Annotated in this window: 12 protein-coding genes; 5 read left to right on the top strand and 7 right to left on the bottom strand. The window is 69.2% G+C overall.

The window, feature by feature from the left end:
* Positions 1-68: 68 nt before the first annotated feature.
* From KRR55_RS05605 to serB, 3 genes are all read right to left on the bottom strand, one after another.
* Positions 69-2,072 carry an ABC1 kinase family protein gene (locus KRR55_RS05605; RefSeq protein ID WP_217388057.1) on the bottom strand — a complete coding sequence of 668 codons (2,004 nt, stop codon included), beginning with the start codon at positions 2,070-2,072 and terminating at the stop codon, positions 69-71.
* Between the two features lie 221 nt (positions 2,073-2,293).
* Entirely contained in the window at positions 2,294-3,991 is a 1,698-nt protein-coding gene (locus KRR55_RS05600; RefSeq protein WP_217388056.1) for a VanW family protein, read from the bottom strand.
* 159 nt (positions 3,992-4,150) lie between these two features.
* Positions 4,151-5,059, bottom strand: coding sequence for a phosphoserine phosphatase SerB (gene serB, locus KRR55_RS05595; RefSeq protein WP_217388055.1), 909 nt, complete (start codon positions 5,057-5,059; stop codon positions 4,151-4,153).
* A 214-nt stretch (positions 5,060-5,273) separates the two neighbouring features.
* Here serB and KRR55_RS05590 point away from each other — a divergent pair, with 214 nt between their 5' ends.
* The 5 genes from KRR55_RS05590 to KRR55_RS05570 all read left to right on the top strand — a co-directional run bounded on the left by KRR55_RS05590 (position 5,274) and on the right by KRR55_RS05570 (position 9,446).
* Positions 5,274-6,059, top strand: coding sequence for an ABC transporter ATP-binding protein (locus KRR55_RS05590; protein WP_217388054.1), 786 nt, complete (start codon positions 5,274-5,276; stop codon positions 6,057-6,059).
* Positions 6,060-6,143: 84 nt separating this feature from the next.
* On the top strand, positions 6,144-6,947 hold the full coding sequence (locus tag KRR55_RS05585; RefSeq protein WP_217388053.1) for a sulfite exporter TauE/SafE family protein: 804 nt from the start codon (positions 6,144-6,146) through the stop codon (positions 6,945-6,947).
* The gene (locus KRR55_RS05580) at positions 6,947-7,840 is read left to right on the top strand and encodes a TrmH family RNA methyltransferase (RefSeq protein WP_217388052.1); all 894 of its coding nucleotides are present in this window, start codon (positions 6,947-6,949) and stop codon (positions 7,838-7,840) included. The genes KRR55_RS05585 and KRR55_RS05580 overlap by 1 nt, the downstream gene beginning before the upstream one ends.
* A gap of 135 nt (positions 7,841-7,975) precedes the next feature.
* Entirely contained in the window at positions 7,976-8,233 is a 258-nt protein-coding gene (locus KRR55_RS05575; protein ID WP_217388051.1) for a type B 50S ribosomal protein L31, read from the top strand.
* A 145-nt stretch (positions 8,234-8,378) separates the two neighbouring features.
* Positions 8,379-9,446, top strand: a complete 1,068-nt coding sequence (locus tag KRR55_RS05570; protein WP_217388050.1) for a lipoate--protein ligase family protein — start codon at positions 8,379-8,381, stop codon at positions 9,444-9,446.
* Between the two features lie 84 nt (positions 9,447-9,530).
* On the opposite strand, the gene mtnN is transcribed toward KRR55_RS05570, so the two are convergent.
* From mtnN to KRR55_RS05550, 4 genes are all read right to left on the bottom strand, one after another.
* On the bottom strand, positions 9,531-10,301 hold the full coding sequence (gene mtnN / locus KRR55_RS05565) for a 5'-methylthioadenosine/S-adenosylhomocysteine nucleosidase (RefSeq protein WP_217388049.1): 771 nt from the start codon (positions 10,299-10,301) through the stop codon (positions 9,531-9,533).
* Entirely contained in the window at positions 10,298-10,765 is a 468-nt protein-coding gene (locus tag KRR55_RS05560) for an S-ribosylhomocysteine lyase (protein WP_217388048.1), read from the bottom strand. Before KRR55_RS05560 ends, mtnN begins: the two co-directional genes overlap by 4 nt.
* 196 nt (positions 10,766-10,961) lie before the next feature.
* A complete protein-coding gene (locus tag KRR55_RS05555; RefSeq protein WP_217388047.1) occupies positions 10,962-12,335 on the bottom strand; it encodes an NAD-dependent succinate-semialdehyde dehydrogenase in 1,374 nt (457 codons plus the stop codon).
* 108 nt (positions 12,336-12,443) lie between these two features.
* Positions 12,444-13,157, bottom strand: coding sequence for a VOC family protein (locus KRR55_RS05550; RefSeq protein ID WP_217388046.1), 714 nt, complete (start codon positions 13,155-13,157; stop codon positions 12,444-12,446).
* Positions 13,158-13,206 lie beyond the last annotated feature (49 nt).

The raw sequence follows: 13,206 nt of genomic DNA, 5'->3' as shown, positions 1-13,206 counted from the left end.
TTCCACCTTCCCTGGGGGAGGCGCGAAATGCACGGTTTTCCTGTACCCGGGACCTGGTCCTGCACGGCTCATTTCCGCGGTATCAGGATGCGCAGCAGCGAGCGCAGCCCGAACACGAATCCGCCCAGGGCCAGCGTGTAGCCGAGGAACTCGTAGAGGCGCAGGTTTTGCGCCAGCATGGGCCCGGAGTCGGAAACCATCAACAGGATGCTGCCGATGATGGCGGCAATGGAGATCCCGGCGATGATGCCCTCGTGGACCAGCCCCGTGAGGAAGCCGCGGTCCGTGGGGGAGGCGAATTGCCGGACATTGACCTGCAGGTTCCCGCTCTCGATCTTTTCGTTCAGCATGGACAGGTTCCGCGGCATGCGCTGCAGCGTCGAGACGAAGCCGATGGCGTTGGAGGCCAGCAGGTTCCTGAGGGCCTCGGGCGTGGTCATGGCGGAGATCCAGGCCAGGGACCGCTGCTGGGCCTCGCCGATGACGTCGAACCCCGGATCCAGCAGCCTGATGGTCCCTTCAAGGGAACCAATGGCGCGCAGGGCGCCGGCAAGTTGCGGCGGGACGCCGAGTCCATGGCGTTGGAGCAGTTGGAAGAGCTTGGTGAAGAGCACCTGCGGGGAGCCGTCCAGGTGCGTGAGCAGGATCCCCATGCCGCGCTCCAGGGCCCGCCGGTCCAGTGCGGGAGCCCGGTCCACCATTTCCAGCAGGCGGTCGGTGGCCGCGACGTTGTCGTCGGCCTGCACGGCCACGAGGAACCCGGCCAGCGACATCCGGGTGTCGCGCCCGAGGCGTCCCACGGAGCCGAAGTCCAGCAGCGCCAGGGCGGGGCCCGCGGGCGCGCCGGCTCCGGTTCCGGCGCCGCGCAGCACCAGGATGTTTCCGGGATGCAGGTCGGAGTGGAAGACGCCCGAGACGATCACCTGCTGCAGGATCCCGTCGAAGAGTTCCACCGCCAGCGTCCTGCGCAATTCGGGGGTCGCGGCGTCCAGGCAGGCCTCGCCCAGCGGATCGCCGTCCAGGTGTTCCATGACCAGCACCTTGTTCGAGGAGAACTCCGGATACACCCGCGGGATCTTCAGCGCGGGGTTCCCCGCCGCCACGGCACGCATGTTCGCCATTTCGACGGTGTAGTCCAATTCCTCGCGCAGCGAGGCCCCGAATCCCGCCGCGAGCGACTCGAGGCCGAGTGCCCGGCCCCACGCGGTGCGGCGCTCGAGCATTCCGGCGAACCGCTCGATGATGTCCAGGTCGACCTTGACCTGCGTGCGGGCCGTCGGCCGCTGGATCTTCACCACCACCGCCTGCCCGGTTTTCAGCACCGCCGCGTGCACCTGGGCCACCGATGCGGAGGCCAGCGGCTCGGTGTCGATCGAGGAGAACACCTCGTCCAGCTCCCGGCCCAGCGCGGCCTCCAGCATCGGGCGCAGGGCGCTGAATGGTTCCGGCTCGGCGCGCGTCTGGAGCAGGGAAAGCTCGGAAATGTACTCCGCGGGCAGCGTGTCGGCCCTGGTGGAAAGCATCTGCCCGAGCTTGATGAAAGTGACCCCGGACTTGCCCAGCGTGGCGGCCAGGGAGCGCGCCGTCCGGGCGGCCTCGGTGGTTCCGCCCTGCATGGAGCGTGCACTGACCGGACGCAGCAGTCCCTCACGGAAGGCGGTGCGGGTGACCTGCAGGTAGCGCCTGCGCCGCGCGCCGGAGGCCCGCAGCGAGCGCAGCACGCCCCACGGCGTGCCCAGGCTGCCGGTGGGCCACAGCACCTCCACCGCCACCAGCAACCCGGTGCCCAGCGCGAAGGCCCAGGCAATCGAGAGAGCGAAGAGCAGCAGCGTGGGGACCACCGCCAGCGCGGCGTCCTCGGCGTCGTGGATCCCGGAATTGGCCAGGAACACCGTGGTCAGCGGGGTGCCGCCGAAACAGACGACGAGGCCGACCGCGAACGAGCGCGGCCACCCGACCGGGACCCCCAGGATGCGTCGCACCGCGAAGGCCGCGGCCAGCGCGAAGAGCGCGGTCAGGACGACGGAAAGCAGCAGGAGGGGGAGAAACGCTGGGGTGCCGGTCGGATCCAATCTCGGGCTCCAGGTGGGTAGGGAACAGGAATAGAACCGGGCCTGGCAGGTTCACTCGTGCGGCCCACGGCTCCAGACTACGTGAAAGGACCCCCGGCCGACATGGGAGGGCGTGAACGCGACTGCGCTTGGGCGGGGCGGGGGCCGACGCGACGGAGGCGCCGTCCCTCCCGGTGTCGGGTGGGGCGGCGCCTCCGTCGGCGTGCTGCGGGGGTCCGAGCCTAGGGCTTCTTCCCGCAGATGACCTTGTTCCAGGGCTGGTAGGTCCAGGACTTCGTCTCGACCGGCAGGGTCTTGTCCGCCGAGGTGCGGGTGCGGGTGACGTTGATCGAGAAACCCTTCTTGCCGCCGCTTTCGGGCTTGCAGTTCTTGGCCGGGTTGTACTCGGTGCCGGGGTTGGTGAGGTTGTACTTGGCCGAGGACTTGCTGCCGACCGTCCAGTAGTCGGTGCTCCACAGGCGGGTGTTGACCTTCCCGCCGCCAACCCAGGCCTCGATCATCACGCCGTAGGGGGTGTTGTTCTTCCACGCCATGTCGACCTGGCCCTCCCAGAGGGTGGCCTCACGGCCGGCGGGGTAGCGCTCGAACCAGCGGCTGTGCGGCTTGTGCGTGATGTCGTCGTAGCCGGCCAGGAAGCCGACGTTGTACAACTGGGTGGAGATCTGCGACAGGCCGCCGCCGACGGCCTCGGTGGCGAAGCCGTTGACGACCACGCCGGAGCCGTAGTATCCGTTGGCCGTGGTGATCGGGCCGAGCGCCTTCTCCAGCGAGAAGGTCTCCCCGGGCATGACCAGCACGCCGGTGAGCCGCTTGGTGCCGGCATAGAGGTTCTTGGTGCGCACGGTGTCGGCGGCCGGGTACGGGGTGGAGAAGGTCACGATGGCTTCCTTCACGCCGAGCTTCTTCGCCTCCGCGGTGGTCAGCTCCGGGACCGTCGTGGTCAGGGCGACCTTGGCGGTCCGCTGGGGATCCTTGGAAGCCGCCAGCACCAGCTTGTCCAGGTCCTTCGAGTCGATGGACGTGCCGTTTTCGGAGGGGATGACCTTCGGGGCCCCGCCGGAAAGGACGATCCTCGCGTCCTTCGCGGTGGACTTGAACCCGTCGGAGCCCTGGGCGGCGGCCTCGACCAGCTTGTTGGCGTCCAGCGACATGGTCACGGCGTCGTCGGCGACCTTGAAGGAGGCCGCATCCGCCAGCTGTTCCGGGGTCAGCGAGGCGCTGGACTTCCCGTCGGTGAGCTTGATGGGGCCGGCAACCAGCGGCTTGGCCGTCTCCTCCAGGGCGGTCTCCAACGTCTTCGCGGAGGTCTTGGGCTCGCTCAGCGCGGCAGGAAGCTCCAGCGGTTCGGCAGCGTCGAACCAGGACTCCGAGACGACGGCCGCGGATTCGTCGACTTCCAGCGCCACGCCGGTGACCGGCTTGGTCAGCACCGGCGTGGCGCCGTCGAAGGCCAGCTTGCCCTCGGCGGTCTTGGCCGCGACCCTTGTCGCCAGGGCATCGAGCTCGGCGCGCAGCTTGGCCTCGTCGACGTGGCTGGACGGTTCGATGTGCAGCTGGCCGGTGAAGCGCTCCAGCAGCGTGGCGGGGTTCAGGTCGAAGCCCGTGAGCCCGTCCAGGGTCCCCTCGATGTCGATCGCCAGTCCGGCGGCCACCGGGTCGATGGCTTCCTGCTTGCCGTTGACCTGCACGGCGACTTCCTGCGTGGTTGCCGGGGTGAGCTTTTGCTCAAGGACCTGGCGCGCCGCCTCCGTGGACAGCGAGCCGACGTTCACCCCGTGGACGGTGGTGTTGGCGGGAATCTGCGAGCCGGCATAGGCGGCGGCACCTGAATACAGTCCGCCGGCAAGTACGACACAGGCCCCGCCGATGAGCCAACCACGGCGTGACTTGCGTTCCGGGGCGCGATGTTTGCGACCCAATTCTTCACTCTGCAAAACGATTCGTTCTCTTCCATCGGGGGCACGCCGGCGTACCGTGTTTGGGATTGCGGCACCCCGCGAAAGGGTTGGGCCGCCTCCTGCATCCTACCGGTGGCATCCAAACGAGGGACTAAATATCAGGTGATTAGGAGCAAATCGTTATGAGATCCCCACCAAGTTGGCGATGATGTCCAGGCGCGGCTGGTCGATCCGGGCGTCGGCGGCATCGCGCAGCAGCGGCTTTGCGTTGAATGCCACCCCGAGTCCGGCGGCGCCGACCATGTCCAGGTCGTTGGCCCCGTCGCCGGCTGCGATGGTGTGCTCCATGTCGATGCCCAGTTCGCGGGCCCAGGTGCGCAACATGGTCTCCTTGTAGGCCCGGTCCACCACCTGCCCGTTCACCGTGCCGCTGAGTTGCCCGTCGACGACGACCAGGTCGTTGGCGCGGGCAAAGTCCAGGCCCAGCTCGGCCGCCAGCGGGTCAAGGATCTGGGCGAAGCCGCCGGAGACGACCCCCACGTGGTGCCCCGCCGCCTTGAAGGCGGCGATGAGCTCTGCCGCACCGTCGCTGAGCTCCAGGCGCGAGCGCACCGCATCGATCACCCCCGCATCGAGTCCGGCCAGGGTTGCCACCCGGGCGTGGAGCGAGGCGGCGAAGTCCAGTTCGCCGCGCATGGCGGCCTCGGTGACAGCCGCGACCTCCGCTTCCCGTCCGGCGTGGGCCGCCAACAGCTCGATGACCTCCTGCTTGATGAGCGTGGAGTCCACGTCCATGACAAGCAGCATCTTTTTCGCGCGCACGAGCCCGGCCGGAACCACGGCGATGGCTGAGGCGCGCAGCGCGGGGTCCTCGGAACGGGCCAACAGGTTGTCAAGCGGGTTCACCAGGGCGCGCAGCTGGCGCACCGTCCCGGTGACCTCCCAGCGCGCCCCGCTGCGGCCGGCACCGTCGAACGCCTGCTCGTCGATCACCTCGTGGCCGGCGGCGGCCAGGGTGCGGCGCAGGCCGGCGGGTTCGGCACACGGCGTGGCGGCGGAATGGAACACGATGAAGGCAGTGGAATGCATTCGTTTATTCTCCCGCGGCCGCGGGCGCCCGCCCAAAACGTCGCACGCTTTGTTGCGCGGCTTCTTGTTCGACATCACACCCCCGGTTCCGGTCCCGGGGCGCCGCGCGTGCTTCGGGCGAGCGGGGCTCCGGGGCGCGCCCGGGGGCGTTCCCACGGCATGTCTGGCGCGGCCGGTTGGGTCAAAGGCGGTTCACTGGCCTAGTGTTTTACCCATGAATGAAGTGCTGGGCCTCGCCGACGTCTCCGTGGTACGCGGACGCAAAGATCTATTGACTGACATCAACTGGCAGGTAAAGGAGGGCGAGCGTTGGGTGGTCCTGGGACCCAACGGCGCCGGAAAGACCACGTTGCTGCAGATCGCCGGTGCCCGGATGCACCCCACCCGCGGCGTGGCGGGCGTGCTGGGCGAGGTGCTCGGCGCCGTCGACGTCTTTGAGCTGCGCCCCCGCATCGGCCTGTCCTCCGCGGCCCTGGCCAACCACATCCCCGAGGGCGAGAACGTGCTGAACGTCGTGCTGACCGCATCGTACGGAATGACCGGACGCTGGCGCGAGGCCTATGAGAAGCTCGACGAGCGCCGGGCATTCACCCTGCTGCACGACTGGGGCATGTCCACCATGATCAACCGCCCCTTCGCCACCCTCTCCGAGGGGGAGCGCAAGCGCGTGCAGATCGCCCGTGCGCTGATGACCGATCCCGAGCTGTTGCTGCTCGACGAGCCGGGCGCCGGTCTTGACCTGGCCGGCCGCGAGGACCTGGTGGCACGGCTGAGCGAGCTGGCCAACGACGAGGAGGCCCCGGCGATGGTGCTGGTTACCCACCACCTCGAGGAGGTGCCGCCGGGCTTCACCCACGCCCTGCTGCTGCGCGACGGCCACGTGGTCGCCGCCGGCCCCATCGCCGAGACGCTGACCGAGGACAACCTGTCGGAGACCTTCGGCACGCCGCTGAGCCTGCGCGCCGAGCGCGGGCGCTTCAGCGCCGTCGCCAAGCACTAGCCGAGCACCGCGGCATCGCCGCCGCCACCGCCCTGCGGGTCGTGGCCCACAGCAACAATCATCAACAGGGGAGCGGTTTCCGGCGTGGACTTGTGGCGCGACATCATCATCTTCTTCGCGGGCCTCTGGGCCGGGACCATCAACACCATCGTCGGATCTGGCACCCTGGTGACCTTCCCGGTGCTGGTGGCCCTCGGGTTCGCACCGGTCAACGCGGTGGTCTCCAACGCGATGGGCCTGGTCGCCGGGGGATTCTCCGGCGCCTGGGGCTACCGGCGGGAGGCCGCCAGCGTCTGGCGGACGATGCTCAAGCTCGTCCCGGTCTCGCTGGTCGGCGGGCTCATCGGCGCCTGGCTGCTGCTGCACCTGCCCGACACCGTCTTCGGGTACGTGGCCCCGGTGCTGATCGTGCTGGCCCTGCTGCTGGTGATCTTCCAGCCCCGGCTCTCGGCCTGGGCCAAGACGCGGCAGGCAACCAGCGTCGGGATCAACCCCGACGAGGCCGACCGCACGCGCATCGGGCCCACCCTGTACATCCTGGTGTTCCTCATCGGCATCTACGGCGGCTACTTCACCGCCGCCCAGGGCATCTTGCTGATGGCCGTGTTCGGGATCTTCCTGCATGCCTCGCTGCAGCAGTCCAACGCCATCAAGGTGATCCTGTCCCTGGTGGTCAACCTGGTCGCGGCAATCTCCTACCTGGTCTTCGCCCCCGAGCGCATCCACTGGCCCGTGGTGCTGCTGATCGCCGTGGGCTCGCTCATCGGCGGGTTCATCGGCGCAAAGGTGGGGCGTAGGCTCTCCCCGGGCTGGCTGCGCGCCGTCATCGTGGCGCTGGGCCTGGTGGCGCTGGCCAACATGGTCGCCAAGCTCCTCACGGGGTCCTGATGCCCGCGCCCGGACAAGCCCCCGGATTCGATGCGGGGCACGAAGCCGAGGCCGCGGTGCGCGCGGCGGCCGGCGCAGACCTCGCCCGACGCCTGGTCTTCCTGCACTCGGGGAAGGACCCGCGGGCCCATGACTACGTGGGTCTGTCGGACGCCGCGCTGCGCCAGGTCGCGGACCCGGCCAACGGGCGCTACATCGCCGAAAGCTCCAAGGTCCTGCGCCGGGCGCTGGCCGCTGGGCACAGCCCGCGTTCCTTCTTCATGGCGCCGAAGTGGCTGGATTCACTGCGCGACGTGTTTGCCGCCCACCCCCAGGCACCGATCTATGTGGGCTCCGACGCGGTGCTCGAATCCATCACCGGCTTCCACCTGCACCGCGGTGCGCTGGCGGCCATGGACCGCCCCGCCCCGTTGGCGCTGGACCAGGTGCTCTCCGGGGCCAAGCGGATCGCGATCCTCGAGGACATCGTCGACCACACCAACCTCGGCGCGATCTTCCGATCCGCGGCGGCACTGGGCATCGAGGCGGTGCTGGTCACCCCGCGCTGCGCCGACCCGCTGTACCGCCGGTCCATCCGGGTCTCCATGGGCGCGGTGTTCCAGGTGCCGTGGGTGCGCCTGGAGGCGTGGCCCGATGACCTGCGCGCCGTGGCCGCGGCCGGGTTCACCATCGCCGCCATGGAATTGACGGCCCATGCCCAGGGCATCGACGAGGTTGCCGCGGGCAACCACGAGCGGCTCGCACTGGTCCTGGGCACCGAGGGCGCCGGGGTCAGCGAGGCGGTGCTGCAACGGGCGGACCTGCACGTCATGGTCCCGATGCGCCCCGGCGTCGACTCGCTGAACGTCGCGGCTGCCTCGGCCGTGGCCTTCTGGGAGCTGCGCGCACGCTAGCGGCAGCAACCCGCGCCTGAATTGGAAAATCCTTGTCCCGTTCCGCTACACTGGAACGTCGGCTTCGTGATCCCACGGGCCGGTTTGGCACATTTGGTTGCTGGCAAAATCCAGTGACGTGAGCAAAGGTTTAGCATGAAGGCTGATATTCACCCGCAGTACAACACCATGGTGTTCCATGACCTCGCCTCGGGCGAGAAGTTCCTGACCCGTTCGACGGCCACGAGCAAGAAAACCATCGAGTGGGAAGACGGCAACACCTACCCGGTCATCGACGTCGAAATCTCCGCCGCCTCGCACCCGTTCTACACGGGCAAGCAGCGCATCATGGACTCGGCCGGCCGCGTCGAGCGCTTCAACGCCCGCTTCAAGGGCTTCGGCGGCAAGAAGTAATTCCGCCTTCACGCCTGCACACGGGATCCTCCTTTTTGGGAGGGTCCCGTTGTTGCTTAACCCCGCCGCGACCCGGGCGCCCGCCAGCCGGCGGGGCCCGCCCCCGCTTGGCGGGGTGCGGTGCCCGGTGACTAGGATGGAGTCCATGACTCAGGGCTACACGCATCACGGTGAATACAAGGTTGTCGGCGGGAAGCTGGTCGTCGCCGACCTGCTGGTCCAGGACGGGGCGATCACCGCCGCCTCCATCAACGGGGACTTCTTCCTGGAGCCCGACGAGGCCCTCTACGACCTGAACGACGCGTTGGTCGGCCTGCCGGCGACAGTGGAACACTCAGCGGTCCGCGACGCGGTCAACGCGGGGCTGCGCGAGGGCGCGGTGATGTTCGGCTTCGACGCCGATGCCGTGGCCCGCGTGGTGCGCCGGGCACTGGGGCACGCCACGACCTGGGCCGACCATGCCTGGGAGGTCCTGGGCCCGGACACCATGCCCATCGTCGAAAACGTTGCCCTCGACGAGGTGCTGGCCCGGCAGGTCGCCGCCGGCACGCGCGGCCCGACGCTGCGACTCTGGGACTGGAACGACTCGGCGGTGATCATCGGCTCCTTCCAGTCGGTGCAGAACGAGGTCGACGCGCAGTCAGCGGCCGAGCACGGCATCCAGGTGGTCCGGCGGATCAGCGGCGGCGGGGCGATGTTCATGGAGGCGGGAAACTGCATCACCTACTCGCTCTACCTGCCCTCCTCGCTGGTTGACGGCATGAGCTTCGCCGATTCCTACCCGTTCCTGGACGCCTGGGTCATGGAGGCGCTGGCCTCGATCGGCGTGAAGGCGCACTACAAGCCGCTGAACGACATCGCCACCGAGGCCGGGAAGATCGGCGGGGCGGCGCAAAAGCGGCTGGCCGGCGGCGTGGTGCTGCACCACGTGACCATGAGCTATGACATCGACGCGGAAAAGATGCTGCAGGTGCTGCGCATCGGCCGGGAGAAGATCTCCGACAAGGGCATCGCCTCCGCGGTCAAGCGCGTGGACCCGCTCAAGAGCCAGGCGAAGATGGGCCGCGCGGAGATCATTTCGGCGATGATTGACACGTTCACGCGCCGCTACGCGGCCACCGCCGGCACCGTCGACGAGGCCACGCGGCAAACCGCACGGGAACTGGCGGCCACCAAGTTCTCCACCCCCGAATGGACCGCGCGCGTCCCGTAGACGACGCTGCCCGGGCCCGCTGCTGCGCGGGTCCGGGCAGGGTGCCGGGGAACTGCGGCCGCGATGGCGCCGCAGGCCGCCGGATCAGGCGAGGGCCAACTCGTTTTCCGCACGCGGGGATCCGGCATCCTGCCAGGACCGCAGGACCGCAGCGGTGATCACGGCCGAGCGCTCGGCGGCGTCGTCGACGTGGACCAGGAAATCGGCATCGGAGGCCGGCCCGCAGAGGTCCGAGATCCCGCGGATGGCCAGGAACGGTGCCCCGAACGAGGCGCAGGTCTGGGCGATCGCCGAGGATTCCATGTCGGTGGCCAGCACTCCGTCGAACTGCCCCTTGATGACGGGGGCGCGGTCGTGGCCGACGAACGAATAGCTGGAGACAAGCAGCCCGTGGTGCACGGTGGCCACGATGCCGAGCCCGGGGTTCCCGACGTTGCCGGCCTCGAGCAGGACCTCGGGTGCCGCGTAGGAGGCGGGCATGCCCGGCACCTGGCCGAGCTCGTAGCCGAAGGCGCGCGCATCCGCGTCGGCGTTGATGACCACCGAGCCGATGACAACGTCTCCCACCCGCACCGTGTCGCCCAGCCCGCCGGCGCTGCCGGCGCTGATGACCAGCGGTGCGGGGGCCTCGGGGTCCTCGGCCGCGGCCCGCAGCAGGGCAGCAGTGGCGGCCCCGGTGGCGTTGACCAGGCCGATGCCGCCCTGGACGAAGAGCGCGCCCAGCCCGTCAAGGGTGCCGGTGCGCTGCACCGAGTTGCCCACGCGCACCGGGTCCCCGACCGCGGAGGCGCGCTGGAGGAAGGGGGTGGATTCCTCTCCCATGGCGGTGATGACCACGACGTCGATCCGGCTCACGCGGTGACCTGCTCCCAGACGGCGCGCTGGGCCAGGAACGCGCGGGCGGCGTCCTGGGCGTCGGCGAGGGAGTGGTTTTCTCCCCAGCCGCACTGGATCTCATTGGCGGCGGGCACCTCGGTGGCCTGCAGCACGTCGGTCAGGGCCGCCTCGATCAGGTTCGCCGCGGCGGCCACGTCCGGTTCGCCCTGCAGGATCAGGTAGTAGCCGGTCTGGCAGCCCATGGGGGAGAAGTCGATGACCGAGGCCGAGTGGTTGCGGGAGGCCTCGGCGAAGAGGTGCTCCAGGGAATGGATCGCCCGCATCTCGAGGTGGGCGACGTTTGGCTGGGTGAAGCGCACGTCATATTTGGTAATCACGTCCCCGAGCGGCAGCTGCTTGCGGTCCGCGACGCGCACATAGGGTGCGGCAACGGTGCGGTGGTCGAGGTTGAAGGACTCAACGTTCATGCGTTCAGGGTTCATGGTTGTGCTTTCCTGCCGGGGTTTCAACGCCGGGCCAGCTCGGGCGCGGTACTTGCTGCCCCAATTCTATCCGCCGTGCGCGGTGTGGCGGTTGCCGATTGCCTCACATCCGCCGGCATCGCGCGGCGCGGGGCCCGTATGCCCCGGTGTGCAGGAGCCACACCGGGGCACGCGCGGACCGGCCGGGGGACCGGCGCTAGCCGCGGAAGGTGACCAGCTTGCGGTTCACGAATTCCTCCATGCCGTACTTGCCCAGCTCGCGCCCGACACCCGAGCGCTTCACGCCGCCGAAGGGAAGTTCCGCGGCGGACCCGCTGGTCTGGTTGATCGAGACCATGCCGACCTCCAGCTGCCGGGCGATGGAGTGCGCCCGGTCCATGTCCTCGGTCTGGATTGAGGCCCCCAGGCCGTAGGCCGAGGCGTTGGCCAGGGCCACCGCCTCCGCGTCGCCGGAGACCTTGTAGAGCACGGCCACCGGGCCGAAGAGCTCCTCGGTGTAGGCGCGCATGTCTTCGGTGACATCGGCCAGCACCGTGGGAGCGAAGAAGGACCCGTCGCCCTGAAGCGCGGCACCGCCGGCGAGCACGGTGGCACCCTTGTCGATGGCGTCCTGCACCTGGGCGGCCAGCCCGTCCCGGGCCGCGGCGGAGGACAGCGGGCCGAGGAAGGTCTCCGGGTGTGCCGGGTCCCCGACCTTGATGCCCGCGACGGCGCCGGTGAAGTTTTCGACGAACTCGTCGTAGACCGATGCGTCGACGATGATGCGCTTGGCGGCGTTGCAGGCCTGGCCGGTGTTGCCGAAGCGGCCCACCATCGCCTGCTTGGCCGCACGCTTCACGTTGGCGTCCTCCAGCACCAGGAAGGGATCGGAGCCGCCGAGTTCAAGGACGACCTTCTTCAGGTTGCGCCCGGCGATTTCCGCGACCGCGGAGCCCGCGCGCTCGGAGCCGGTAAGCGAGACGCCCTGCACGCGGGGATCGGCGATGATCCCGGCGACCTGGTCGTTGGTGGCGAAAATGTTCACGTAGGCGCCCTCCGGCGCCCCGGCGTCGGCAAAAATCTGCTCCATGGCCAGCGCGGATTCGGGGCACTGCGGGGCGTGCTTGAGCAGGATGGTGTTCCCGTTCATCAGGTTCGGCGCGGCGAAGCGGGCCACCTGGTAGTAGGGGAAGTTCCACGGCATGATGCCCAGCAGCGCGCCCACGCCCTCCTTGCGGATCAGTGCGGTGCCGCCGGCTGCGACCTCCAGCTCCTCGTCGGCCAGGAACTTCGCCCCGTTGGCCGCGTAGTAGCGGTAGATCGACACGGTGATGTCGATTTCCTTGCCGGACTGGAAGATCGGCTTGCCCATCTCGCGGGTGATGATCGCGGAGAGTTCGTCGCGGCGCTCCTCGTAGAGGTCCGCGACGCGGTTCAGCAGGGCAGCGCGCACGGCGATCTCCGTGGTGTTCCAGGACCCGAAGGCGCCGTGGGCGAGGCCCAGGGCCGCCTGGATGTCGGCATCGGTGGCCGTGGGGTAGGTCGCCTCGACGACGCCGGTGGCGGGATTGGTGACAGCGTAAACACTCATGGGCACTCCTTGGAACGGCAGAACATGGATACATGCCACCGTATGCCAGATGTGCGCCCGATCACCAACCGGCGGCGGGCCGGCCGTTGCCCCTTGGCAGGGTGAAGGCTAGCCGGCCGGCAGCACGCAGAATTCGTTGCCCGAGGGGTCCTGATAGATGCGCCAGGGTAGCTCGCCCCAGTCCGGGTGCATTTCCCTGCCGCCGCGGGCGAGAATGCCGGCGGCGACCTCGTCGGCATCGTCGCCCGTCTCCAACCGCAGATCCAGGTGCATCCGGTTCTTCGCGCCGGCCTTGGCCGCGGGCTCGGGGCACAGCACCAGCAGCGGGCCGCGGCCCGAGGGGTGGCGCAGCGTGCGGGCATCGGCCGGGAGCGCGGCCCAGCCGGTCAGCCAGGACCAGAAGACGGCGTCGGCGTCCGGGTCGGCGCTGTCCAGCGGGAGCGCGGCGATCGGCCCGGTGTCGGAGTAGGCGGCACGGTCCTCCATCACGCAGAAGGCGTTGGCTTCCGGATCGCCCAGCACGACCCACGGGACCTCCCCCTGGCCGATGTCCAGGCGCACCGCCCCCAGTTCCAGCGCCGCGGCAACGACCGCGTCCCGCCCGGGCCCGCCGCGCAGGTCCAGGTGCAGCCGCACCGGATCCCGCGGGGCCTCGGGGACCGGCTGGAAGCACAGGTCAAGGGCCGGGCCGCCGTCGATCGCCAGCCGCGTTTCGAATCCCTCCGCGGAGTCGCTCAGCTGCACGCAGCCCAAGAGCTCCTGCCAGAACCTGCCAACGCGCCGCGGGTCAACGGCGTCGAAAACGATGTTTTCCAAATACATGTGAACCAGATTAGCTTGCGTCGCCGGCGCGATCCGGCGCCGGCGGCAA

The sequence above is a fragment of the Paeniglutamicibacter quisquiliarum genome (assembly GCF_019084045.1).
In the GTDB taxonomy this organism is placed as follows: domain Bacteria; phylum Actinomycetota; class Actinomycetes; order Actinomycetales; family Micrococcaceae; genus Paeniglutamicibacter; species Paeniglutamicibacter quisquiliarum.
This window is presented reverse-complemented; position numbering and strand designations above follow the sequence as displayed.

What these genes read in the sequence shown, in the direction of transcription:
- KRR55_RS05570 (WP_217388050.1), top strand. Translation starts at nt 8,379, where the DNA reads ATGACTCAGGGCTACACGCATCACGGTGAATACAAGGTTGTCGGCGGG.
- KRR55_RS05555 (WP_217388047.1), bottom strand. Translation starts at nt 12,335, where the DNA reads ATGAGTGTTTACGCTGTCACCAATCCCGCCACCGGCGTCGTCGAGGCG.
- KRR55_RS05590 (WP_217388054.1), top strand. Translation starts at nt 5,274, where the DNA reads ATGAATGAAGTGCTGGGCCTCGCCGACGTCTCCGTGGTACGCGGACGC.
- KRR55_RS05580 (WP_217388052.1), top strand. Translation starts at nt 6,947, where the DNA reads ATGCCCGCGCCCGGACAAGCCCCCGGATTCGATGCGGGGCACGAAGCC.
- KRR55_RS05575 (WP_217388051.1), top strand. Translation starts at nt 7,976, where the DNA reads ATGAAGGCTGATATTCACCCGCAGTACAACACCATGGTGTTCCATGAC.
- serB (WP_217388055.1), bottom strand. Translation starts at nt 5,059, where the DNA reads ATGCATTCCACTGCCTTCATCGTGTTCCATTCCGCCGCCACGCCGTGT.
- KRR55_RS05550 (WP_217388046.1), bottom strand. Translation starts at nt 13,157, where the DNA reads ATGTATTTGGAAAACATCGTTTTCGACGCCGTTGACCCGCGGCGCGTT.
- KRR55_RS05560 (WP_217388048.1), bottom strand. Translation starts at nt 10,765, where the DNA reads ATGAACCCTGAACGCATGAACGTTGAGTCCTTCAACCTCGACCACCGC.